At 40.1% G+C, this 21210-nt stretch carries 19 protein-coding genes; 9 read left to right on the top strand and 10 right to left on the bottom strand.

Annotated elements, in window-relative coordinates; all coding sequences use genetic code 11:
* Window positions 1-44 precede the first annotated feature (44 nt).
* A complete protein-coding gene (locus P3L40_RS03830) occupies window positions 45-506 on the bottom strand; it encodes an Lrp/AsnC family transcriptional regulator (protein ID WP_004905429.1) in 462 nt (153 codons plus the stop codon).
* Window positions 507-783: 277 nt separating this feature from the next.
* On the opposite strand from P3L40_RS03830, the gene queC reads away from it, so the two are divergent.
* Window positions 784-1473, top strand: coding sequence for a 7-cyano-7-deazaguanine synthase QueC (queC, locus tag P3L40_RS03825; protein WP_036958550.1), 690 nt, complete (start codon window positions 784-786; stop codon window positions 1471-1473).
* 60 nt (window positions 1474-1533) lie between these two features.
* On the opposite strand, the gene P3L40_RS03820 is transcribed toward queC, so the two are convergent.
* From P3L40_RS03820 to bolA, 9 genes are all read right to left on the bottom strand, one after another.
* On the bottom strand, window positions 1534-1962 hold the full coding sequence (locus P3L40_RS03820) for an acyl-CoA thioesterase (protein WP_210852715.1): 429 nt from the start codon (window positions 1960-1962) through the stop codon (window positions 1534-1536).
* A gap of 176 nt (window positions 1963-2138) precedes the next feature.
* Window positions 2139-2510, bottom strand: a complete 372-nt coding sequence (locus P3L40_RS03815) for a ComEA family DNA-binding protein (RefSeq protein WP_036958552.1) — start codon at window positions 2508-2510, stop codon at window positions 2139-2141.
* A gap of 144 nt (window positions 2511-2654) precedes the next feature.
* Complete coding sequence (ppiD, locus tag P3L40_RS03810; RefSeq protein ID WP_136134841.1) at window positions 2655-4526, bottom strand: peptidylprolyl isomerase; 1872 nt, start codon at window positions 4524-4526, stop codon at window positions 2655-2657.
* A 175-nt stretch (window positions 4527-4701) separates the two neighbouring features.
* Window positions 4702-4977 carry a nucleoid-associated protein HU-beta gene (gene hupB, locus P3L40_RS03805; protein WP_004914513.1) on the bottom strand — a complete coding sequence of 92 codons (276 nt, stop codon included), beginning with the start codon at window positions 4975-4977 and terminating at the stop codon, window positions 4702-4704.
* Window positions 4978-5213: 236 nt separating this feature from the next.
* Window positions 5214-7652, bottom strand: a complete 2439-nt coding sequence (gene lon, locus P3L40_RS03800; protein WP_004905440.1) for an endopeptidase La — start codon at window positions 7650-7652, stop codon at window positions 5214-5216.
* A gap of 206 nt (window positions 7653-7858) precedes the next feature.
* Window positions 7859-9136, bottom strand: coding sequence for an ATP-dependent protease ATP-binding subunit ClpX (gene clpX / locus P3L40_RS03795; protein WP_004905441.1), 1278 nt, complete (start codon window positions 9134-9136; stop codon window positions 7859-7861).
* Window positions 9137-9250: 114 nt separating this feature from the next.
* Window positions 9251-9871 (bottom strand): ATP-dependent Clp endopeptidase proteolytic subunit ClpP, encoded by a 621-nt coding sequence (gene clpP / locus P3L40_RS03790; protein WP_004905443.1) that lies wholly within the window; start codon window positions 9869-9871, stop codon window positions 9251-9253.
* 538 nt (window positions 9872-10409) lie between these two features.
* Window positions 10410-11714 carry a trigger factor gene (gene tig, locus P3L40_RS03785; RefSeq protein ID WP_004905445.1) on the bottom strand — a complete coding sequence of 435 codons (1305 nt, stop codon included), beginning with the start codon at window positions 11712-11714 and terminating at the stop codon, window positions 10410-10412.
* A gap of 352 nt (window positions 11715-12066) precedes the next feature.
* Entirely contained in the window at window positions 12067-12405 is a 339-nt protein-coding gene (gene bolA, locus P3L40_RS03780; RefSeq protein ID WP_004905448.1) for a transcriptional regulator BolA, read from the bottom strand.
* Window positions 12406-12662: 257 nt separating this feature from the next.
* Here bolA and P3L40_RS03775 point away from each other — a divergent pair, with 257 nt between their 5' ends.
* From P3L40_RS03775 to cyoE, 8 genes are all read left to right on the top strand, one after another.
* Window positions 12663-13244: a YajG family lipoprotein gene (locus P3L40_RS03775; RefSeq protein ID WP_036958553.1), complete on the top strand. Its 582-nt coding sequence runs from the start codon at window positions 12663-12665 to the stop codon at window positions 13242-13244.
* A gap of 130 nt (window positions 13245-13374) precedes the next feature.
* Window positions 13375-14877, top strand: a complete 1503-nt coding sequence (gene ampG, locus P3L40_RS03770) for a muropeptide MFS transporter AmpG (protein ID WP_004905450.1) — start codon at window positions 13375-13377, stop codon at window positions 14875-14877.
* Between the two features lie 272 nt (window positions 14878-15149).
* Window positions 15150-15920, top strand: coding sequence for an outer membrane protein OmpK (locus P3L40_RS03765; protein WP_094962140.1), 771 nt, complete (start codon window positions 15150-15152; stop codon window positions 15918-15920).
* A gap of 428 nt (window positions 15921-16348) precedes the next feature.
* On the top strand, window positions 16349-17320 hold the full coding sequence (gene cyoA / locus P3L40_RS03760) for a cytochrome o ubiquinol oxidase subunit II (protein ID WP_004905454.1): 972 nt from the start codon (window positions 16349-16351) through the stop codon (window positions 17318-17320).
* Between the two features lie 4 nt (window positions 17321-17324).
* Window positions 17325-19316, top strand: a complete 1992-nt coding sequence (gene cyoB, locus P3L40_RS03755) for a cytochrome o ubiquinol oxidase subunit I (RefSeq protein ID WP_036958554.1) — start codon at window positions 17325-17327, stop codon at window positions 19314-19316.
* A complete protein-coding gene (locus P3L40_RS03750; RefSeq protein WP_042846920.1) occupies window positions 19306-19920 on the top strand; it encodes a cytochrome o ubiquinol oxidase subunit III in 615 nt (204 codons plus the stop codon). Before cyoB ends, P3L40_RS03750 begins: the two co-directional genes overlap by 11 nt.
* Window positions 19921-20253, top strand: a complete 333-nt coding sequence (locus tag P3L40_RS03745) for a cytochrome o ubiquinol oxidase subunit IV (protein ID WP_004905459.1) — start codon at window positions 19921-19923, stop codon at window positions 20251-20253.
* A gap of 12 nt (window positions 20254-20265) precedes the next feature.
* Window positions 20266-21153 carry a heme o synthase gene (cyoE, locus tag P3L40_RS03740; protein WP_004905461.1) on the top strand — a complete coding sequence of 296 codons (888 nt, stop codon included), beginning with the start codon at window positions 20266-20268 and terminating at the stop codon, window positions 21151-21153.
* Window positions 21154-21210: the final 57 nt, after the last annotated feature.

Raw genomic sequence — 21210 nt, 5'->3', positions numbered from 1 at the left:
ATGCCTAAGAATGAGAGACCGTAATTATCTAAGTTATTACGAGGTTAGTCAGGGATAGGCAATACTGTCGTATATTTGATTTTTTCCATTGCAAAGCTTGAAGTTACATCTATTAGACCATGAACGCCATTGACTAGCTTTTTATAAAATAAGTCATATGATTTCATATCATGCACTTCGACTTGCATAAGATAATCATACTCACCAGCCATGCGATAAAACATCAGCACCTCAGGAAGTTGACTAACAAAAGAAACAAATTGCTCATACCACTCACTATTATGATGCTGTGTTTTAATTGTCACAATTACCGTTAAACCTAAACCTAGCTTCTCACCATCGAGTAAGGTCACTCGCCCTCGAATATAGCCTTCATCTTCAAGCCTTTTTAATCTTTTCCAGCACGGAGTAGATGTTAAATTAACAGCTTCAGCAAGGGTATTTAAGGATAGGCTACTGTCATTTTGCAATAAACAAAGCAGTTTTTTGTCTATTTTATCTAACATGAATGCTCTCTTGATCTAGGTGTAAGTACTTTTGTCGTTATTTTATTAGCTGCATAAACATATTATGCAAAATTAAATAATTAAAAAACAATAAAAATGTTACCAAACACCACGATTATAGAATATTTTTACACAAATAACCAAATTGACATATAAATAGTACCTCAATCAAACTCGCTTGATAAAAATAGAACTATTAATTGCATCCTAGTATCGCTAACATGTTTCGCTCTCTTCTTATTACATATTGAAAATGATATATCACCAAGGAGTACCTATGAAACGCGCAGTTGTGGTTTTTAGCGGGGGCCAAGACTCAACAACCTGTCTTATTCAAGCTTTGCAAAACTATGATGAAGTTCACTGTGTTACTTTTGATTACGGCCAGCGCCACCGTTTTGAAATCGAAGTCGCACAGAAATTAAGCGTATCTTTAGGTGCTGCAGCACATAAAGTGTTAGATGTCACATTACTCAATGAATTGGCAATCAGTAGCTTAACCCGAGACAACATACCAGTCCCTGATTTCGCTGAAAGTGAGTCAAGTGCGTTACCTAGTACTTTTGTTCCAGGGCGTAACATTTTATTCCTCACATTAGCTGCAATTTATGCTTACCAAGTACAGGCAGAAGCAGTGATAACGGGGGTTTGTGAAACCGACTTTTCAGGTTACCCGGACTGCCGAGATGAGTTTGTCAAAGCTCTCAACCATGCTGTAGACCTCGGTCTTGCCAAAAATATTCGCTTTGAAACCCCGTTAATGTGGCTGAATAAAGCCCAAACCTGGGCACTTGCCGACAGCTATGGTCACCTTGAAACGATCAGGCAGCAAACACTGACTTGTTATAATGGTATTCAAGGTGATGGTTGCGGTGAATGTGCTGCCTGCCATTTAAGGAGCAAGGGCTTAAATGAATATTTAAGTGATAAAGAAGCTATCATGCTCTCACTAAAGCAAAAGTTATAATTAATTAGTCAAACACATAGCCTGCCATTAGCTTATTCATAACGATTCAAGCTAGGTAGGCTAATTTTGAATAAAGTCTTCAGAACCTACTTTGAATGACTCTAGTTTCTCACGCAATTGTTCATCAATAACAATCGCTTTATTCTCTATGTTATCGATAAAAACAAATGTCACATAAGCATCAGAAACTACCTCTTGAACCCCTGCTTTATTACGAATTATTTGTTGATAACAGACTGCGCTTTTAGTGCCGATTTTATCCATACGAGTCACTACCGTCAGCTCATCACCAAGCAAGACGCCTTGGATATAATTTACATTAATATTCACCGCAGCCATTGTTAAATTATTTTTTATCGCCCAACTAATGAAATTACGCTTATTCATCCATTCCCAGCGGTCCGCTTCGTAGAATTCTAAGTAGCGTGCATTATTAACATGCTGAAAAACATCTATATGATAACCATGAACTTTAATGTGTGTTGTCATAACTACTCCGACCAGTTTATTTTTTAATAACATAAAAATAACAAATGTACGGAAAATGTGCTGAATGATTATCAATAATAAGACTTAGCTCGCAAATTATTTATAAAAAGTTTAGTTTTCTGCTTAATTATTAACCTTTAATATATTACCCCCATACTCTGTATGGGGGATTCTAGTTACAAAGTTAACTTATCTTTATTCTTTTCTAAAAATGCAGGGCCTATCCCCTGTACTTCTAAAATATTTTCAATGGAATTAAAAGCACCATACTTTTGCCTATATTCAACGATTGCTTTCGCTTTTTGCCTACCTATACCAGTAAGTTTTTCTGCAAGTTCTTCTTCACCCGCTAAGTTGATATTCACTTTGTCAGACTGGCCATGGCTCGTTGATGGTGAGTTATTACTTACTTGTTTTTCTTGAATGACAGCCTCTGTGGCTTTTTCTCGCTCAATTTTCTTAGCCAAAGAAAAAGAAGAGAATGAGCATAATAAAGAAAGGAGCAGAACAATACCTAATCTGCATTTATTGACTGAATTCCATAACATATTTGTTCTCCTGTGTATGTTGAGACACAACGATGCCATAGAAAAATACGGAACACTTTTCAATAATACTGAAAATACGAAAGGCCACCCAAAGGTGGCCTTCTATTCATGAAGTTACAATTTTACTTGCGAAGCTGCTCGCAATTACTCAATATTCAGCACTTCAATTTTTGCATTCTCACGCAAATTAAGCATCAGAGCTTCATTGACCGCAGAACTCATAGCACCTTGGTATTCACGAGTCAGTTGCTTTAACTCATCATCCGTCGGTTGGCCTAGCGTAACTTTATCTAGTTGAATAAGCACATAGTTATCGGACTCATCACGCGCAAGTGCATAACTTGGTTTACCATCAGCAGGTTGCGGCATTTCCATCGTTGCATTAATAACCGCTGTTTGTGGCATTAAACGAGAAACAGTTTGAGTATCGGAAAATTTAACCCCCGCCGCATTTAGAGCTTCTGTTCCTTTACCCGCATTTAACTCAGCAAGAAGTTTATCACTCGTAGCTTTCAACTCTGCATCCGCTTTTTGGCGCTTAACCAGAGTTTCAATTTCGGACTTAACCTTATCAAAAGGTTCAACGCTTTCAGGTTTGTACTCTGTTACACGCACAACAAATGCACGGTCCCCTTCAACGTTAATAACATCTGAGTTGATCCCTTTAGAACCATTTTTATCCACTAAACGGTCGCTAAATACTTCACTGACCACTTTAGGGAAATTAAGTGCGGCAGGTGGATTTGTTCTATCAAACCAATCCGTTGTCACAGCTTTCAAACCAGATACAGATTCAACCGAAACTAATGATTCCATATCACTCGTGGCAGCCTCACTAACCTTCTGCTGTAAGTCATAGAATTGTTTAATGTTTTTATCTTGAAGTAAGCTAGTTTTAATACTTTCTTCAACTTGCTCAAACGGTTTAATAGATTCAGGTTTAATATCATCTAAGCGAAAGATAACATAACTATTTTGTGATTTAACAGGTGCCGAAAGTTGCCCTTTTTCTGTTAATTTTGCGTCCACAATTTCGCTTGGCGTTGATGCCGCTTCCATCCAACCAATCAAGCCTTTTTGCCCTGCACTGAATTTATCCGTTGATTTTTCAGTTGCCAGTGTTGCAAAGTCCGCACCTTGTTTTAATTCATTCAGAATATCATTTGCTTCTTTTTCTGAAGCTACCTGAATCATGCTGTACTGTTTTTGCTCTGCCTGAGTATAATTTTTCAGGTTTTGATCATAATACGCTTTTACTTCCTCAGCTGACACTGTCGCTGGCGGCATTGATGCTGCATCCATTTCAACATAGCTTACTTGTACTTTCTCAGGTGAGATAAAGCTATTTTGGTTGGCATCATAGTAGGCTTTTAATTCTTCTTCAGAAGCTGTTTGTTTTGCTTGAACCTCTGCTAAATCTAAGATTGCAGTACGAATTTCACGTTCTTGCATAAATAATTCAGCATATGCTTTAACTTCTGATGGTAAAGCGAAATCCGTTCCAGTAAAGGTTTTTCCTAACTGAGCTCGTGTAAGGTCTTGGCGAATTTGAGCCGCAAGGCTATCCGCATTAATGTTGTTACGACTTAAGATCTCACGATATTTTTCGCTATCAAACCGGCCATCTGTCTGGAAAACAGGCATTGAGAAAATATATTGCTCAATTTGCTGGTCACTTGCTGAGAGCTGTAATTCATTAGCATACTGATTAATCAGTTCATTGTTAATCAAGTTATCAAGAGCTTGACGACGCAGTAAATTCATACTTTCTTCATTACTAGCGACTTCTGAGAATTTATCCCCTAGGTACTCTTGTAATGATTGTCGTTCTTGTTGAAAAGCCTGCTGTAGCTGTTCGCGGCTTATTGATTGCCCGTTAACTTCAGCTGCATTATTTGCACTGTTGCCACCGAGGCCCCCCATCATAACGCCACCCAACACGAATGAAAGGATAATCAGCGCCAGTATTATTTTGAGCAAAGGACTATTCGCCTTTGTGCGTAAATTTTCCATCATAAAAAGGCTTAACTCCGCTTTGTTGAATTCAATTTCCTGATAATACGCTAATCTTAACTCAGAAAGAAAAAAAAGCGCACCATTTCAATGGTGCGCTTATATATTAGCTGATTAAAGACATTCCGTCAGTTTGAGTTTTCGCAAAATTACGAGAAAGACAAACTTAAATACCTAATTAGCTATTTACAGCGTCTTTAAGACCCTTGCCTGGACGGAAAGCAGGAACTTTCGCCGCAGCGATTTTAATTTCTTTACCCGTTTGAGGGTTACGGCCTGTACGTGCTGCACGCTCACGAACAGAGAAAGTCCCAAAGCCAACTAGAGCAACATCATCCCCTTTACTCAGAGAACCTGTTACAGTAGCAACGAACGCGTCAACAACACGACCTGCTGCAGCTTTAGAAATATTCGCATCAGAAGCGATTTGATCAATCAGTTGAGCTTTATTCACTCTTATCATCCCCATATTAGTTGGACTATAAATCTCTTAATTAACTATAATTAACTATAGCAGTTATTAGTATAGTTAATTAATGATGCAGCCGTTATATCAATCCTGATTACCAATGGCAAGAGAACAGATTGCATACAAACAATTATCAGAATCATCGTTAAATTAGCGATGAAAAAAAAGACTGACAAGCCCTAAATTAGCTGTCAGTCTTAATTTTATACAAACTTCTTGATTCAGCTCACTCTTTTAGCTTTCTTTTTAACTACTTCTGCCCCAAAAGGAGGGTTAACTAAAGCTAAAGAAAGAACTTCTTCAATTGTTTTCACCGGATGAATTTCGAGATCCGCGATCACATTTTGAGGAATTTCCTCTAAATCACGTTCGTTTTCTTTAGGGATTAATACGGTTTTAATCCCTCCGCGGTGTGCAGCCAATAATTTTTCTTTCAGGCCGCCTATCGGGAAAACTAAACCTCTTAAAGTAATTTCACCTGTCATTGCTACGTCAGCTCTAACTGGGTTACCCGTTAAGCAAGAGACTAAAGCGGTTGACATCGCAATACCCGCACTCGGACCATCTTTTGGTGTAGCGCCTTCTGGTACGTGAACATGAATATCACGTTTTTCATAGAAATCACTATTTATACCCAGTTTTTCTGCTCGAGCTCTAACAACCGTTAATGCCGTTTGGATAGACTCCTGCATGACTTCACCTAAAGAACCGGTATAAGTTAGTTTGCCTTTGCCTGGCACACATGCAGTTTCAATAGTCAGTAAGTCACCACCAACTTCAGTCCAAGCAAGGCCTGTAACTTGCCCAACACGGTTTTCTGTGTCTGCTTGGCCATAATCAAAACGGCGAACACCCAGATAATCTTTCAGGTTATCAGCGTTGATTTCAATGTGCTTAAGCTTTTTGTCCATGAGCAGCGCTTTAACCGCTTTACGACACAATTTAGAGATTTCACGCTCTAAACCACGAACTCCAGCTTCACGAGTGTAATAACGAATAATGCTCATTAAAGCACTATCATCGATAGTTAACTCATTCTTTTTCAATGCGTTACGTTCAATCTGCTTAGACAGCAAATGTTTTTTCGCAATATTCAGTTTTTCATCTTCTGTATAGCCAGAAAGACGGATGACTTCCATACGATCTAACAATGGTGCTGGAATATTCATCGAGTTGGATGTTGCAACAAACATCACATCAGACAAATCGTAATCCACTTCCAAGTAGTGATCGTTAAAGGCAATATTTTGTTCTGGATCAAGCACCTCTAATAATGCAGAGGCTGGGTCACCACGCATATCAGATGACATTTTGTCAATTTCATCCAATAAAAATAGTGGGTTTTTGACCCCTACTTTTGCCATCTTTTGAATCAGCTTACCTGGCATTGAACCGATATAGGTACGACGGTGACCGCGAATTTCAGCTTCATCACGCACCCCACCTAATGCCATACGAGTGTATTGACGACCAGTAGCCTTGGCAATAGATTGCCCCAAAGAGGTTTTACCCACGCCCGGAGGCCCAACCAGACAAAGGATTGGCCCTTTAATTTTACTGACGCGGCTTTGCACTGCCAGATACTCTAAAATACGGTCTTTCACACGCTCTAAACCGTAGTGATCGGTATCTAACACTTCTTGAGCTTTAACTAAGTCTTTTTTGACTTTACTACGTTTATGCCATGGTACCTGCACCATCCAATCAATATAGCTACGGACAACAGTAGCTTCTGCTGACATTGGCGACATCATTTTCAGCTTCTGCAATTCTGCTTCTGCTTTCTCTTGTGCCTCTTTTGGCATTTTCGCTTCTTCGATTTTACGTTTTAGCGATTCATATTCGTCTGGCGCATCGTCCATTTCACCCAGCTCTTTCTGAATGGCTTTCATTTGCTCATTCAGATAATACTCACGCTGGCTTTTTTCCATCTGTTTTTTAACACGATTGCGGATACGTTTTTCCACTTGCAGCAGCTCAGTTTCTGACTCCATCATGGCCATCAAAAACTCTACACGCTCTGCGATATTTGCCATTTCTAAAACGCGTTGTTTATCCGCTAATTTTAGTGGCATGTGAGAGGCAATGGTATCAGCCAGTTTGTCTAGCTGATCTTGTTCAATCGCATGTAACGCGGTTAATACTTCAGGTGGAATCTTTTTATTCAGTTTTATATAACTTTCGAACTGACTAACGATAGTGCGGTACAACACTTCGTTTTCTTTTTCATCAAGTGCGTCTGATGATTGAGAACCCGCTGTCGCTTCATCATACGCTGCGTGTTCAGATTCATTATTTTGCTCTGCAGCTAAATATTCTGCTTGCGCTAAGAAATATTCGCCATTATCTGTCAAACTGGTAATACGTGCGCGTCGTAGACCTTCAACGAGGACTTTAACGGTGCCATCAGGCAGTTTTAGCATCTGAATAACGGATGCGACTGTACCGACAGCAAATAAATCATTCACCCCTGGCTCATCAGTCGAGGCTTCTTTTTGCGCAACCAGCATTACCTGCTTGTCATGATCCATCGCTGCTTCCAGACTGTGAATGGATTTTTCACGTCCAACAAACAGTGGGATCACCATATGTGGGTATACCACTACATCACGCAGAGGCAATACTGGTATTTCAATGCGTTCGGAACGCTCAGGATTCATAAAGCTCTCTCTTCGTTTAGCTCACGCTAGTTTAAGGGTTTCTATCTCTTGTTTTAAAATTACTTTCTAGAACAAGGAAACCACACCTCAGAATATAAACTATATGGGGACAAGATTTTAGCATTCAATGGCTAGTTGAACATAAAAAACAAAATGAGGGAAACCCCTCATTTCGTTTGATTAACTATTGAACGTTTTATATGGGATTAGTTATCGCCAGAAGCTTGAGCATCAGGTTTGCTATATATCAATAGCGGTTCTGATTGTTCGTTAATGACGTTTTCATCAACGACAACTTTTTCAACATCACTCATTGAAGGAAGGTCATACATCGTATTTAACAATGCAGCTTCAACAATAGAGCGTAAACCACGAGCTCCGGTTTTACGTGCCATAGCTTTCTTAGCTATTGCTTTTAGTGCTTCTTCACGGAATTCGAGTTCAGTATTTTCAAGGCTAAATAAGGCTTGATATTGTTTAGTTAAAGCGTTTTTAGGCTCTTGCAGAATCTGAATTAATGCTTCTTCACTTAATTCAGTTAATGTTGCAACAACAGGCAAACGGCCAATAAATTCAGGAATTAAACCAAATTTAATTAAATCTTCTGGCTCTGCCTGAGTTAATAACTCACCTTCCGTTGCTTTATCTGATTCACCTTTCACTTCGGCAGCAAAACCGATACCTGAACGGGTATTTAAACGCTGGCCAATTACTTTGTCGAGCCCTGCAAATGCCCCACCACAGATAAAGAGAATCTTTGAGGTATCAACCTGCAAGAACTCTTGCTGAGGGTGTTTACGTCCCCCTTGTGGCGGTACTGCTGCAATCGTTCCCTCGATTAGTTTCAGAAGGGCTTGTTGCACACCTTCACCAGAAACGTCACGGGTAATTGATGGGTTATCTGATTTACGTGAAATTTTATCAATTTCATCAATATATACGATACCACGCTGAGCTTTTTCAACATCGTAATCGCACTTTTGTAGTAATTTTTGAATAATATTTTCAACGTCTTCACCGACATAACCAGCTTCAGTTAATGTCGTTGCATCAGCCATTGTAAATGGTACATCCAAATAACGTGCTAAAGTTTCAGCTAAAAGCGTTTTACCACTACCGGTTGGGCCAATTAGCAAAATATTACTTTTGCCTAATTCAACACCATCACTGGTTTTATCACCATTACGCAAGCGCTTGTAATGGTTATATACCGCAACCGCTAAGACTTTCTTCGCTTTTTCTTGGCCGATGACATAGTCGTCAAGATGCTGTCGGATTTCATGTGGCGTAGGCAGCTCACTACGCTCGCGATGCGGCGTAAGTTCTTTTATTTCTTCACGGATGATATCGAGACATAAATCTACGCATTCATCACAAATATAGACTGACGGACCGGCAATCAGCTTACGAACTTCATGCTGACTTTTTCCGCAGAAAGAGCAGTAAAGCAGTTTTCCTGTCCCCTCTTTGCGTTTATCTGTCATCAGTTGACCTCACTTTTATCCATATTGTTTTGTTTTCATTCAATTAAAAAACAAAACAACGATTTTCTTTAAAATAGTTTATGGTATGAACTAATTATACCAAAAGTTAACCCATTAACGGCTACTATAAATTTGGTCGACTAAACCATACTCTTTTGCTTCATTTGCAGATAAGAAGCGGTCACGCTCTGTGTCTCGAGTAATTTCTTCAATGGATTTACCAGTATGTAGAGCCATTAGCTCGTTCATTCGAGATTTCACTTTAAGAATTTCTTGAGCATGAATTTCGATATCTGACGCTTGACCTTGATAACCCCCTAATGGTTGGTGGATCATCACGCGTGAATTTGGTAAGCAGAAACGTTTACCTTTGGTACCCGCCGTCAATAAAAAAGCCCCCATGGAACAAGCTTGTCCCATACAAATAGTACTTACATCAGGCTTGATAAACTGCATCGTATCATAAATTGACATTCCTGCGGTAATAACGCCACCCGGTGAATTAATATACAAATGAATATCTTTTTCAGGGTTTTCTGCTTCAAGGAATAACATCTGAGCGACGATTAAATTCGCCATATGGTCTTCCACTTGACCAGTCAGGAAGATAATACGTTCTTTTAATAGACGTGAGTAAATATCATACGAGCGCTCACCACGAGAAGTTTGCTCTATGACCATAGGCACAAGGGCCATTTGAGATGCTAATTGTTCCTGACTGCCAAAATGTGACATCGAAATCTCCTATTAAAAACGTTCCGGTGCTTGCGCCTAATTTGCTGTCTGCCTGCTATTTTGAGCAGAGATCATGCCACAAACAACGGTTTTAAAAAATTCCTGTGTCTGCAGGCTCTTTCAATTCTCTTATTTTCTAGTTTAGCTAATATTTAACCAAGCAACTGGCGAAATAAGAAGAAAATGCAGCTAAGTATGCTGCAGTAAACAAGACGCTCTGTAAAAGAGTTTAACACAAGTCTATTGGGTTACACGGAATTATACCATTAGAAAACCATACTTGATTTTCAAAAATGACGAAATAACTCGATTGGTTAATATCACTATTTCTACAATATTAAGCTATTCAAAATAGTTCAAATTGCAATTAAAGCCCCACTTAGACTACTTGAAGTATAGATAATATAATTAGGGTTTAAATGTGTTTTTCAAGGGTATCCTAATTAAATTCGCTAAAGTGATAATTTAAAGGCTTTAATTGACAAAAAACCCGTAGTATTACACCACGGGTTTCATTATTTTGTACAGCAAGAAAGAATTAACCTGCTTGAACTTGGTTCATCAGTTCAGTGAAGTTAGTTTCTTTTTCTGTCACTTTAGCAACAGCCAATACAGTTTCAACAGCTTGTTCTTCTAAAGCTAAGTTACGAACGCTATTCATCAGCTCTTCGTTTTTGCTGTAGTATTCGATAACTTCAGCTGGATCTTCATACGCAGAAGCCATTTCCTCGATCAGCGCTTTAACGCGATCTTCGTCAGCTTTCAGTTCGTTTTTGTTGATCACTTCGCCTAACAGCAGACCGATCACTACGCGACGTTTTGCTTGTTCTTCAAACAGTTCACGAGGTAATTCCATCGCTTGTTTTTCGTCGCCACCAAAACGCTGTGCCGCTTGACGACGCAGAACATCAATTTCACCATCAACAACTGCTGCTGGAACTTCGATGTCGTTAGCTTTGATTAAGCCATCAAGAACTTGTGCTTTAACACGGTTACGCACGGCATTTTTCAGCTCACGCTCCATGTTTTTACGTACTTCTGCACGCAGGCCATCTAAAGAACCATCAGCGATACCAAAACGCTTGATGAATTCTTCAGTGAATTCAGGCAGTTCACGTTGTTCTACTTTCTTCAGAACAATAGCAAATTTCGCCGCTTTACCTTTCAGGTTTTCAGCATGGTAGTCTTCTGGGAAGTTAACTTCGATATCGAATTCTTCACCCGCTTTATGACCAACAACACCTTCTTCGAAGCCTGGGATCATACGACCTTCGCCCATAACGAGCGCGAAATCTTCTGCTTTTCCGCCTTCGAATTCTTCACCATCGATAGAACCGGTAAAGTTGATAGTGATGCGAGAGTCAGCTTCTGCTGCCGCTTCAACTTCTTTCCACTGCGCTTGTTGCTTACGCAGAGTTTCTAACATGTTTTCCAGATCTTCATCTTTTACAGATACAGCTGGTTTTTCAACTTCAATCGTTTCTAAACCTGTTAATTCGATTTCTGGGTAAACTTCGAATTCAACTGAATAAACAAAATCTTTACCGTCTTCGAGTTGCTCAGGTTTGTAGCTAGGCGCACCCGCTGGATTGATTTTTTGTTCAATAATTGCGTTGATGAAGTTACGTTGCATTACATCGCCCAGAACGTCTTGCATAACAGACGCGCCGTAACGCTGTTTAACGATGTTCATTGGTACTTTCCCTTTACGGAAACCATCAACACGTACTTTTTTAGCAACACTAACTAATTCGCTATTAACTGCTTTTTCAATATCAGTGGCAGGAACGGTGATTGTTACACGACGCCCAAGGCCTTGAGTCGTTTCAACAGAAACTTGCATCTTCTTACCTCAAAATAAATCTTAGTGATCGGTCTACTCCAGAGTTATGCCATTAAATCATAACGGCTGTCTCCCTTCCAGAACCGGGGGCGTTACTTTCGTAACGGTCAATCCCTGATATCAGAAGCGTCCCGAAACCTTACTGAAAATTAGACGCAGCATTATACCGATGCATGCGCCCTGAGTCGAGAAAAGCTGAGAAAAGAAGCGTTTTTTCCTCATTATTTGTGACTTTTCTGACTAAATTTTTTGTTTTTTCACCTAATTTGAAGAAAAAACATTCACCAAGCTCATCATCGAGCATGGCTGATTAAGTACAGCATAGTCTCAGTGTATTAACTGAAACGAAAAATTACCGATTAACACCGCCGACACCACGACAAGCAGGTGATTTTAACGCAGTGTCAGCAAGCTCATTCCACTCTTGTTGCGTATATGTATGCAAAGCAAGGGCATGGATCCCTCCCGATAATTCGCTGGCTAAAATAGCATAAATTTCGCGGTGGCGGGCAAGCATTCGTTTATTTTCAAATTTATCACTCACTAAAATAACTTTGAAATGGCTTTCAGAGCCCGGTAACACATTGTGTTGGTGGCTTTCATTAATTACCTCCAAATGTGTAGGTTCGAAAGCAGCTTGTAATTTTTGGCTCACAAGAGATTGCATACTTTGAGCTGCATTAGCGACCATAAAATGCTCCTTAATTAAAAATTATGCTCAGAGGCAATTATCTTTTATTGTACGTGTTGATTATTGCTATCTTCTTATTATAGAAATATCCGATAATAACTTGCCAATGTTATGATAGCGGCACATTGATGCGAATTTTTTCAAAAATTGTTGTCTAATAGTTCAGGATAAATAAGCCGCTAAGCTTTATATTGAACGACGGCTACCCGCACCATAACGAAACATTTTCAATTAGGAAAGATGAACTGGAAAAAATTATGTTAAGAAAACTGTGTTTTCCACTTTTAGGGTTATTTCTTCTTGCGGGCTGTGCAACCAGCAGCAATACATTATCACTTGAGCCTAAGATAGCTTTACCTGCAAAAAACCCCACACTGAATGCAACTTCAATCAGTGTTAGCAGTGTAGACAATCGTACGAATAAATCCTTAGCGGAAGTCAACCGCAATGGCAGTTTAGTCGTACTGAACCCTTCACGCGATCCTCGTTATCTGATGCAAGAAGCCGTCGAAAAACAAATGGCTGCACGTGGCTTTATGGTGACATCACCGGCAAATGTGAATCTAGTCGTTCAATTGAATAAACTCGATACCAAAGTCAGTGAAGGCAGCTTGCGCCATAATATTACCGTAAACTCCAGTGTGAGTATTATTGCAACAGCCCCAAATGGTTCGACAAAAACACGTTCATTTACCCGCAATTTTAATACACAAGAGTTATTAGCAGCCAATAATGACAAGATAGCAACAGCTATCAATAGCGCACTCACTGATTTAATTGCAGATATGGCAACAGACCAGGAAATCACCGATTTTATCAGACAAAATTCACGCTATTAACTGAGCAATCATTATCATTAAGTATTAAGCTACCTAAGCTCTCACTGATTGAGCTTGGGTAGCATAGCGCAGCCAATACCTCTGCAGCGCAATGTATTGCAGCAATATCACACTGGCTTAGAGGGAAATAATGCCTCGTTTTACTCTACCAAATAACATCACTTTAATCCTTTTAGGCTTTGTTTCTGGTCTACCTTTAGCTTTAACTGCAGGTACATTACAAGCTTGGCTAACTGTTGAAAATGTCGATATTAAAACTATTGGTTTCTTTTCATTAGTCGGACAGGCTTATGTGTTGAAATTTCTTTGGTCCCCAATGATGGACCGCTATACTCCGCCCTTTCTTGGTCGTCGAAGAGGATGGCTATTAACCACGCAAATTCTGTTGATTATCAGCATTGCCGCTATGGGCTTTATGAACCCCTCAGAGCATTTGTGGTACCTTGCTGCGCTAGCGGTTACTGTTGCATTTTGTTCAGCCTCACAAGACATTGTTTTTGATGCCTATAAAACTGATTTACTGAGTGCGGAAGAACGCGGGATTGGTGCTGCAACCTCAGTTATGGGTTACCGGATCAGCATGTTAGTTTCAGGCGGCCTTGCTCTTTGGTTAGCGGATAAGTTTTTAACGTGGAAACAACTATATTTAGTCATGGCAGGGCTGATGATTATCGGCGTTATCGCAACATTACTCGCGAAAGAACCCGAAGAAAGCTGCGCTGCACCAACATCACTAAAAAAAGCAATATACGAACCACTCGCTGAATTCTTTAGCCGAAACAATGCTTGGCTAATCTTACTACTGTTAGTTTTTTACAAGCTCGGTGATGCCTTTGTCATGGCGCTTAATACCAACTTTCTATTAAATGCTCTTGGTTTTAGTTTAAGCGAAGTGGGTACCGTCAATAAAACTGTTGGTATGGCTGCAACTATTGTTGGAGCGTTACTTGGTGGTTACCTCATGAAAAATATGAGCTTATTTAAAGCTCTATTTATTTTTGGGCTTCTACAAGGCGGCTCTAATATAGGCTATTGGTTCTTAGCGATAACACCGCCCCATATCTTAACCATGGGGTCGATTATCTTTCTAGAAAATATCTTCTCTGGTATGGGAACCGCCGCTTTTGTCGCCCTATTAATGACACTATGTAATAAGTCGCTATCCGCAACGCAGTTTGCACTTCTTTCTGCTCTTTCCGCCGTTGGTCGTGTTTATATTGGCCCAGTCGCAAGTATTTTTGTCAGTAATTATGGCTGGCCACTGTTCTACCTTATTTCGATCGCAGTTGCAGTCCCTGGTGTTTTGCTTTTATTAGCTTGTCGGACATCCTTAATCTACACACAAACAACAGGGTTGTTTCAACGGCGTCAGCTGTATGCGAAAGGGTATCGCATTGCCGTTTATGCTCTTATTACTGCCGTTAGCTTCCTTGCTATTTGGCTACTTTCATTACTTATATTTTCATTTAGTGATATGAAAGTTTATCTGTTTACGACACACATTGAATTTTGGCTGAGTTTACCCCACTACCAAAACCTTATTTTTAATACTGGTATTAGCATTGGTGCTATCAGCTTAGTTATTGGTGGTAGTTTAGATTTCCTCGCCGTTCGCAAAACAGTACAGCAATAACCCTCCCAATACTCTTTCTCATTCTTTTCATAATTCCCTAAGCAAAGCTTATTTGTTTAGGGAATTTGATCTTTTGTATAAATTAAATCTAAATAGCAAAACAAAGCAATAACATCTAAATATCGTGATTGCGATCACTTCATACGTGTAAAATATTTCTTAATTACAATTTTCAAGTCTAATATATCACAAGTTACAAATTGGTTAGCTAAAGTGTTAATAACTAACGCACTACTAAATTCCATTAATCAATAAGTGAAAATAATCTATATATGAAAAAAATCATTTACATGACCGCCTTAATTTCTCTAGCAGGTACGGCATATTCTGACAATATTATTGGCTATAAAAATGGCTTTGCTGATGTCAATGTAAACTATTTAGATTGGTCACATCGTACTGAAACCAAAACAGAAAACACGACACGTAAGAAAGATTTTGCCTATATTGAGCTTGAAGGCGGTGCCAATTTTAATTGGGGTGAGTTATATGGCTTTTTTGATCTCGAAAACCCATTCCATAGCCAACACACCGATTCAGGACGAAATAAACGCTATACCATTAAAACAACAGGCCGCTTTTATTTAGGTGATACTGGTTTCAACCTATACGGGCACGTTTATGGCACTTGGTCATTACCTGGAGCCAAGTATGGTGGTAATTTCCACGATGTGAATACTTTATATGGTATTGGTTATAACACTGCATTCGGTGATTTATGGTTTAAACCTTTTATTGCTCTTAATTACACCGACCAGACATTCTATTCAGGTAATAATGGATATGTAGCAGGTTGGGTGGCTGGCTATAATTTCAGCGTATTCGAAGAAAATTTCATGATAACAAACTGGCATGAAATGGAATTCGCGAGGAATAAACGCTATAACGGGGATAAGCGTAATGGCATAAATGGCGCCCTCGCTTTTTGGTGGAATGCAACAAACCATGTTTCTGCAGGGGTACAATACCGCTATGCTGATAATAAATTAGGAGATACTTTCTATCAAGATGCAATCATTTATACATTAAAGTATACCTTTTAGCGCACTATAGAACATTGCATCAGAAGTTAACTATTTTCTTATTTTTATCAGTAAAATAAGAATTTTTCTTTATGATTTAGCCGATAAAGCAACCAAAATAGCTTTATCGGCAATAAAAACTGTAATTTCCCTTAGCAAATTGCTAATCATTTATATCAGTTTCACTATTTTTTCATTTCTTTTGTATATATTTTTCTTTGAAAAATTACCAAGATAATTTAGTATTAATAGAGTTTTATCAATACATACTTATAATCCGTATCAATTTTAACTTTTTGTTTATAAGTTCTTTACATGTGATCATATTAACATAAAGAGCTAACAATTCAGTTTCTTTGCCTTACAATCATTTACACTCGCATAACCTTACCGTAAAATGCCCGCACTGATGAAACGACAATTAGAATCTTTGTCATTTGGGGTCGTGGATGAGACTTATGAACTACAAAAAAAGCATCGGAGCAATCTCACTCGTTGTAGCTGCCTTACTACTAGGTGGTTGCGATATGGTGTTGATGGATCCAAAAGGCGCCGTTGGCGTTAAACAAAAAGAGCTAATTCTTATTGCAATTGGCTTAATGCTACTTGTTGTTATTCCTGTTATTTTCATGACGATTATCTTCGCAAGAAAATACCGTGAATCCAACACGTCAGCAACCTACCGTCCTAATTGGGCTCACTCAAATAAAATTGAGTTAGTCTGCTGGACCGTTCCTATCATCATTATCATTATTCTAGGTGCTATCACTTGGAAGACGACACATGAGCTGGACCCGTATCAGCCATTAGTGAGTGATCAGGAACCTGTCACTATTGAAGTTATTTCTGCTGACTGGAAATGGATATTTATTTATCCAGAGCAAGGCATTGCAACAGTTAATGAAATCGCATTCCCTACAGGTGTGCCAGTTAACTTCAAAATCACGTCAGATTCGGTGATGAACTCATTCTTCATTCCATCTTTAGGTGGCCAAATCTACGCGATGGCAGGTATGCAAACTAAACTTCATTTAATCGCTAATGAACCAGGTACCTACAAAGGCTTCTCAGCAAGCTACAGTGGCCACGGTTTCTCTGACATGAAGTTCAATGCTATTGCAACTCCAGACCGTCAAGGTTTTGATGAGTGGGTACAAAAGGTAAAAGCTTCTCCTAAAACAATGGATACCATGCAGGCATTCGACGAAGTCGCTAAGCCAAGCATGAACGTTCCTGTTACCTACTTCTCTAGCGTGAAGCCTAAACTTTATGAAGATATCGTTCTGAAGTTTGGTCATGAGCACCATAAAGGTCACGCTCCTGTAGAAAATCAAAGTCATTCAATGACTGACCATAACGATGCTACAGGCAATTCAATGCAAATGAGCCATAGTGCTCATGCTGCTGGCGCTGAGGAATAAGGGCATGTTCGGAAAATTAACACTAGATGCAATTCCGCTCCATGAGCCGATTATCGTTGTCACCCTGATTGCTATTGTCCTAGGTGGACTTGGCTTAGTAGGTGTGATTTCTTACTTTGGTAAATGGAAGTGGTTGTGGAAAGAATGGTTAACCTCTGTTGACCATAAGAAAATTGGTGTCATGTACATCATTGTCGCAATGGTTATGTTATTCCGTGGTTTCGCGGATGCTATCATGATGCGTGGGCAGCAAGTTCTTGCTTCTGCTGGCCAAGAGGGTTTCTTGAATCCTCATCACTATGACCAAATCTTCACCGCACACGGCGTTATCATGATTTTCTTCATGGCAACTCCATTCGTTGTTGGTCTGATGAACTTAGTTGTGCCTCTGCAAATTGGTGCACGTGATGTTGCGTTCCCATTCCTTAACTCATTGAGCTTCTGGTTCTTTGTTGTTGGTGTTGTGTTAATCAACATCTCTCTAGGGGTAGGTGAATTCGCACAAACTGGTTGGTTGGCTTATCCGCCATTATCCGGCTTGGAGTACAACCCTGGGGTCGGGGTCGATTACTGGCTCTGGAGTCTCCAGATATCCGGTATTGGTACACTATTAACAGGGGTTAACTTTATCGCGACTATTATCCGTATGCGTACGCCGGGTATGTCGATGATGAAAATGCCTGTATTCAGCTGGGCTGCGTTATGTACTAACGTATTGATTGTTGCTGCTTTCCCTATCTTAACTGTTACATTAACGCTTCTGACGTTAGACCGTTATTTAGGTACCCATTTCTTCACTAATGATATGGGCGGCAACATGATGATGTACATCAACCTGATTTGGGCATGGGGTCACCCTGAGGTGTATATCCTTGTTCTGCCAGTGTTCGGTGTATTCTCTGAAGTTGCAGCAACCTTCTCGAAAAAACGTTTATTCGGTTATACCTCATTAGTTTGGGCGACAATCGTTATTACCGTTATGTCCTTCATCGTTTGGTTGCACCACTTCTTTACGATGGGTTCAGGAGCGAACGTTAACGCCTTCTTCGGTATCGCCACAATGATTATCGCAATCCCTACAGGGGTTAAGATCTTCAACTGGTTGTTTACCATGTACCAAGGCCGTATCGAGTTTAAATCACCTATGCTGTGGACTATCGGTTTCATCATCACCTTCTCTGTTGGTGGTATGACTGGTGTTCTGCTTGCTGTTCCAGGTGCAAACTTCGTTCTGCATAACAGTCTATTCCTGATTGCTCACTTCCATAACGTTATCATTGGTGGTGTTGTATTCGGGTGCTTCGCGGGTATGACTTACTGGTTCCCGAAAGCGTATGGCTTCACGCTAAATGAGAAATGGGGTGTTCGTGCCTTCTGGTTCTGGATCATCGGTTTCTTCTTAGCCTTTATGCCACTGTACATTCTTGGCTTTATGGGTATGACCCGTCGTTTAAGTCAGAATATTGACCCGACTTACCACACAATGTTAGTTGTTGCTGCAGGCGGTGCTGCGTTAATCGCAATCGGTATTGCATGCCAAGTTATCCAAATCATTGTGAGTATCCGTGACCGTCATGAAAACCGTGATTTAACCGGTGACCCATGGGGTGGACGTACACTTGAGTGGGCGACATCTTCTCCACCACCTTTCTATAACTTTGCGATTGAACCACACGTTCAAACCCGCGATGCATGGTGGGATCTGAAAGAGAAAGGCCTTGCTCATAAGAAACCAACTTCATATGAAGAAATTCATATGCCGAAAAACACAGGCGCAGGCGTTATTATCGCTGCATTTAGCTTAGTTTTAGGTTTCGCAATGATCTGGCACATCTGGTGGCTCGCAATCATTGGTTTCGGTGGAATGATCGTAACTTGGATTGCAAAAAGCTTCGACGAAGATGTTGATTACTACGTACCTGTGGCTGAAATCGAAGAAATCGAGAATAAGCACTTTGAAGAATTGCGTAAGGCAGGTGTGAACGATGTCAACTAATACAATGACTAACCAAAATATCGCCCATGCTGAGCATGGGCACCACGATGCAGGTGGAACAAAAGTATTCGGTTTCTGGCTCTATATCATGAGCGACTTGATTCTGTTTGCTTGTTTGTTTGCTACCTATGTTGTTTTGGCCGATGGAACTGCTGGCGGACCTGCTGGTAAAGATATCTTCAGTCTGAAGTTCGTATTAGGCGAAACCTTCTTACTGTTAGTGAGTAGTATTACTTACGGCTTCGCGATGATTGCGATGCATAAAGGTAAGATTGCTGCTGTTAACTTATGGCTATTTGCGACATTCCTGTTAGGCCTAGGCTTCGTTATCATGGAAGTCTATGAGTTCCATGAACTGATTGCAGAGGGCTTTGGTCCTGACCGTAGCGGTTTCTTATCTGGCTTCTTCGCACTCGTTGCGACTCACGGTCTACACGTAACTGCGGGCCTGATCTGGATTATTATCATGATGATCCAAGTCACTCGCCGTGGCCTGACTGATGTCAACAAAACACGTTTAAACTGCCTAAGTTTGTTCTGGCACTTCTTAGACGTTGTGTGGATTTGTGTATTTACCGTTGTTTATCTTCTGGGGGCTATTTAAATGAGTCATGCAAAAGATGCTCACACTGGAGCAAGCCACGGTAGCGTTAAAACATACCTGATTGGCTTTATCCTATCAGTTATCCTGACAGTGATCCCTTTCTGGATGGTGATGGAAGGTACAGCGTCAACTTCAGCAATCCTTTGGACTGTTGTAGGCATGGCGGTTGTGCAAATTCTGGTTCATTTGGTTTGTTTCTTACATATGAATACATCATCAGATGAGCGTTGGAATTTAGTTGCCTTCCTGTTCACCATGCTTATTGTTGGCATTGTGGTCATTGGCTCACTGTGGATTATGTACAACCTGAACATCAATATGATGCTCGACTAAAGAGTTGCCGATATGTTTAAGCAATACCTGCAAGTGACCAAACCAGGAATTATATTCGGAAACTTGATTTCTGTGATCGGTGGTTTTTTATTGGCTTCAAAAGGGTCAATTGATTACCCACTGTTCGTTGCGACTTTGCTGGGTGTATCACTGGTCGTGGCTTCTGGTTGTGTTTTTAACAACTACATCGACCGTGATATCGACCGTATCATGGAAAGAACGAAGAATCGCCCTTTAGTTAAAGGGTTAATTGATCCGAAAGTTAGCCTGATTTACGCTGCTGCATTAGGTATTGCTGGTATGGTGCTGCTACTTGTAGCAGCCAATGCTCTGGCAATGCTGCTTGCAGTTATCGGTTTCATTGTTTATGTAGGTATTTATAGCCTATATATGAAACGTAAATCCGTTTATGGCACACTGATTGGCAGTCTTTCAGGCGCGGCACCACCAGTTATCGGTTACTGCGCTGTTACAAATGAATTCGATATGGGTGCACTTATCCTATTATTGATATTCAGTTTGTGGCAAATGCCTCATTCTTATGCCATTGCTATCTTCCGCTTTAAGGATTACAAAGCCGCAAACATTCCTGTGTTACCGGTTATTAAAGGAATTTCCGTCGCGAAAACGCACATCTTCCTGTATATCCTAGCGTTTATGGTCGCAACATTAATGTTAGCTATCAGTGGATACGCGGGCTATAAGTACCTTATCGTAGGTGCAGCAGTCAGCTTATGGTGGCTAGGTATGGCAATTTCGGGCTTCAAAACCGAAAATGACGACCGGGTCTGGGCAAGAAAACTGTTCATTTTCTCAATCGTAGCGATTACTTCATTGAGCGTAATGATGTCAGTTGACCCTATCGTTTCAAGCGATACTGTTATAGCTCTCGTCAGATAACTTATCTGTTTACTGATGATAACGATGTCTAAACGGCGGGCCTTCCCCGCCGTTTTT

The sequence above is a fragment of the Providencia sp. PROV040 genome (assembly GCF_032706145.1).
GTDB classification, from domain to species: domain Bacteria; phylum Pseudomonadota; class Gammaproteobacteria; order Enterobacterales; family Enterobacteriaceae; genus Providencia; species Providencia hangzhouensis.
This window is presented reverse-complemented; position numbering and strand designations above follow the sequence as displayed.

What these genes read in the sequence shown, in the direction of transcription:
- P3L40_RS03830 (WP_004905429.1), bottom strand. Translation starts at nt 506, where the DNA reads ATGTTAGATAAAATAGACAAAAAACTGCTTTGTTTATTGCAAAATGAC.
- queC (WP_036958550.1), top strand. Translation starts at nt 784, where the DNA reads ATGAAACGCGCAGTTGTGGTTTTTAGCGGGGGCCAAGACTCAACAACC.
- P3L40_RS03820 (WP_210852715.1), bottom strand. Translation starts at nt 1,962, where the DNA reads ATGACAACACACATTAAAGTTCATGGTTATCATATAGATGTTTTTCAG.
- P3L40_RS03815 (WP_036958552.1), bottom strand. Translation starts at nt 2,510, where the DNA reads ATGTTATGGAATTCAGTCAATAAATGCAGATTAGGTATTGTTCTGCTC.
- ppiD (WP_136134841.1), bottom strand. Translation starts at nt 4,526, where the DNA reads ATGATGGAAAATTTACGCACAAAGGCGAATAGTCCTTTGCTCAAAATA.
- lon (WP_004905440.1), bottom strand. Translation starts at nt 7,652, where the DNA reads ATGAATCCTGAGCGTTCCGAACGCATTGAAATACCAGTATTGCCTCTG.
- clpX (WP_004905441.1), bottom strand. Translation starts at nt 9,136, where the DNA reads ATGACAGATAAACGCAAAGAGGGGACAGGAAAACTGCTTTACTGCTCT.
- clpP (WP_004905443.1), bottom strand. Translation starts at nt 9,871, where the DNA reads ATGTCACATTTTGGCAGTCAGGAACAATTAGCATCTCAAATGGCCCTT.
- tig (WP_004905445.1), bottom strand. Translation starts at nt 11,714, where the DNA reads ATGCAAGTTTCTGTTGAAACGACTCAAGGCCTTGGGCGTCGTGTAACA.
- bolA (WP_004905448.1), bottom strand. Translation starts at nt 12,405, where the DNA reads ATGGTCGCTAATGCAGCTCAAAGTATGCAATCTCTTGTGAGCCAAAAA.
- P3L40_RS03775 (WP_036958553.1), top strand. Translation starts at nt 12,663, where the DNA reads ATGTTAAGAAAACTGTGTTTTCCACTTTTAGGGTTATTTCTTCTTGCG.
- ampG (WP_004905450.1), top strand. Translation starts at nt 13,375, where the DNA reads ATGCCTCGTTTTACTCTACCAAATAACATCACTTTAATCCTTTTAGGC.
- P3L40_RS03765 (WP_094962140.1), top strand. Translation starts at nt 15,150, where the DNA reads ATGAAAAAAATCATTTACATGACCGCCTTAATTTCTCTAGCAGGTACG.
- cyoA (WP_004905454.1), top strand. Translation starts at nt 16,349, where the DNA reads ATGAGACTTATGAACTACAAAAAAAGCATCGGAGCAATCTCACTCGTT.
- cyoB (WP_036958554.1), top strand. Translation starts at nt 17,325, where the DNA reads ATGTTCGGAAAATTAACACTAGATGCAATTCCGCTCCATGAGCCGATT.
- P3L40_RS03750 (WP_042846920.1), top strand. Translation starts at nt 19,306, where the DNA reads ATGTCAACTAATACAATGACTAACCAAAATATCGCCCATGCTGAGCAT.
- P3L40_RS03745 (WP_004905459.1), top strand. Translation starts at nt 19,921, where the DNA reads ATGAGTCATGCAAAAGATGCTCACACTGGAGCAAGCCACGGTAGCGTT.
- cyoE (WP_004905461.1), top strand. Translation starts at nt 20,266, where the DNA reads ATGTTTAAGCAATACCTGCAAGTGACCAAACCAGGAATTATATTCGGA.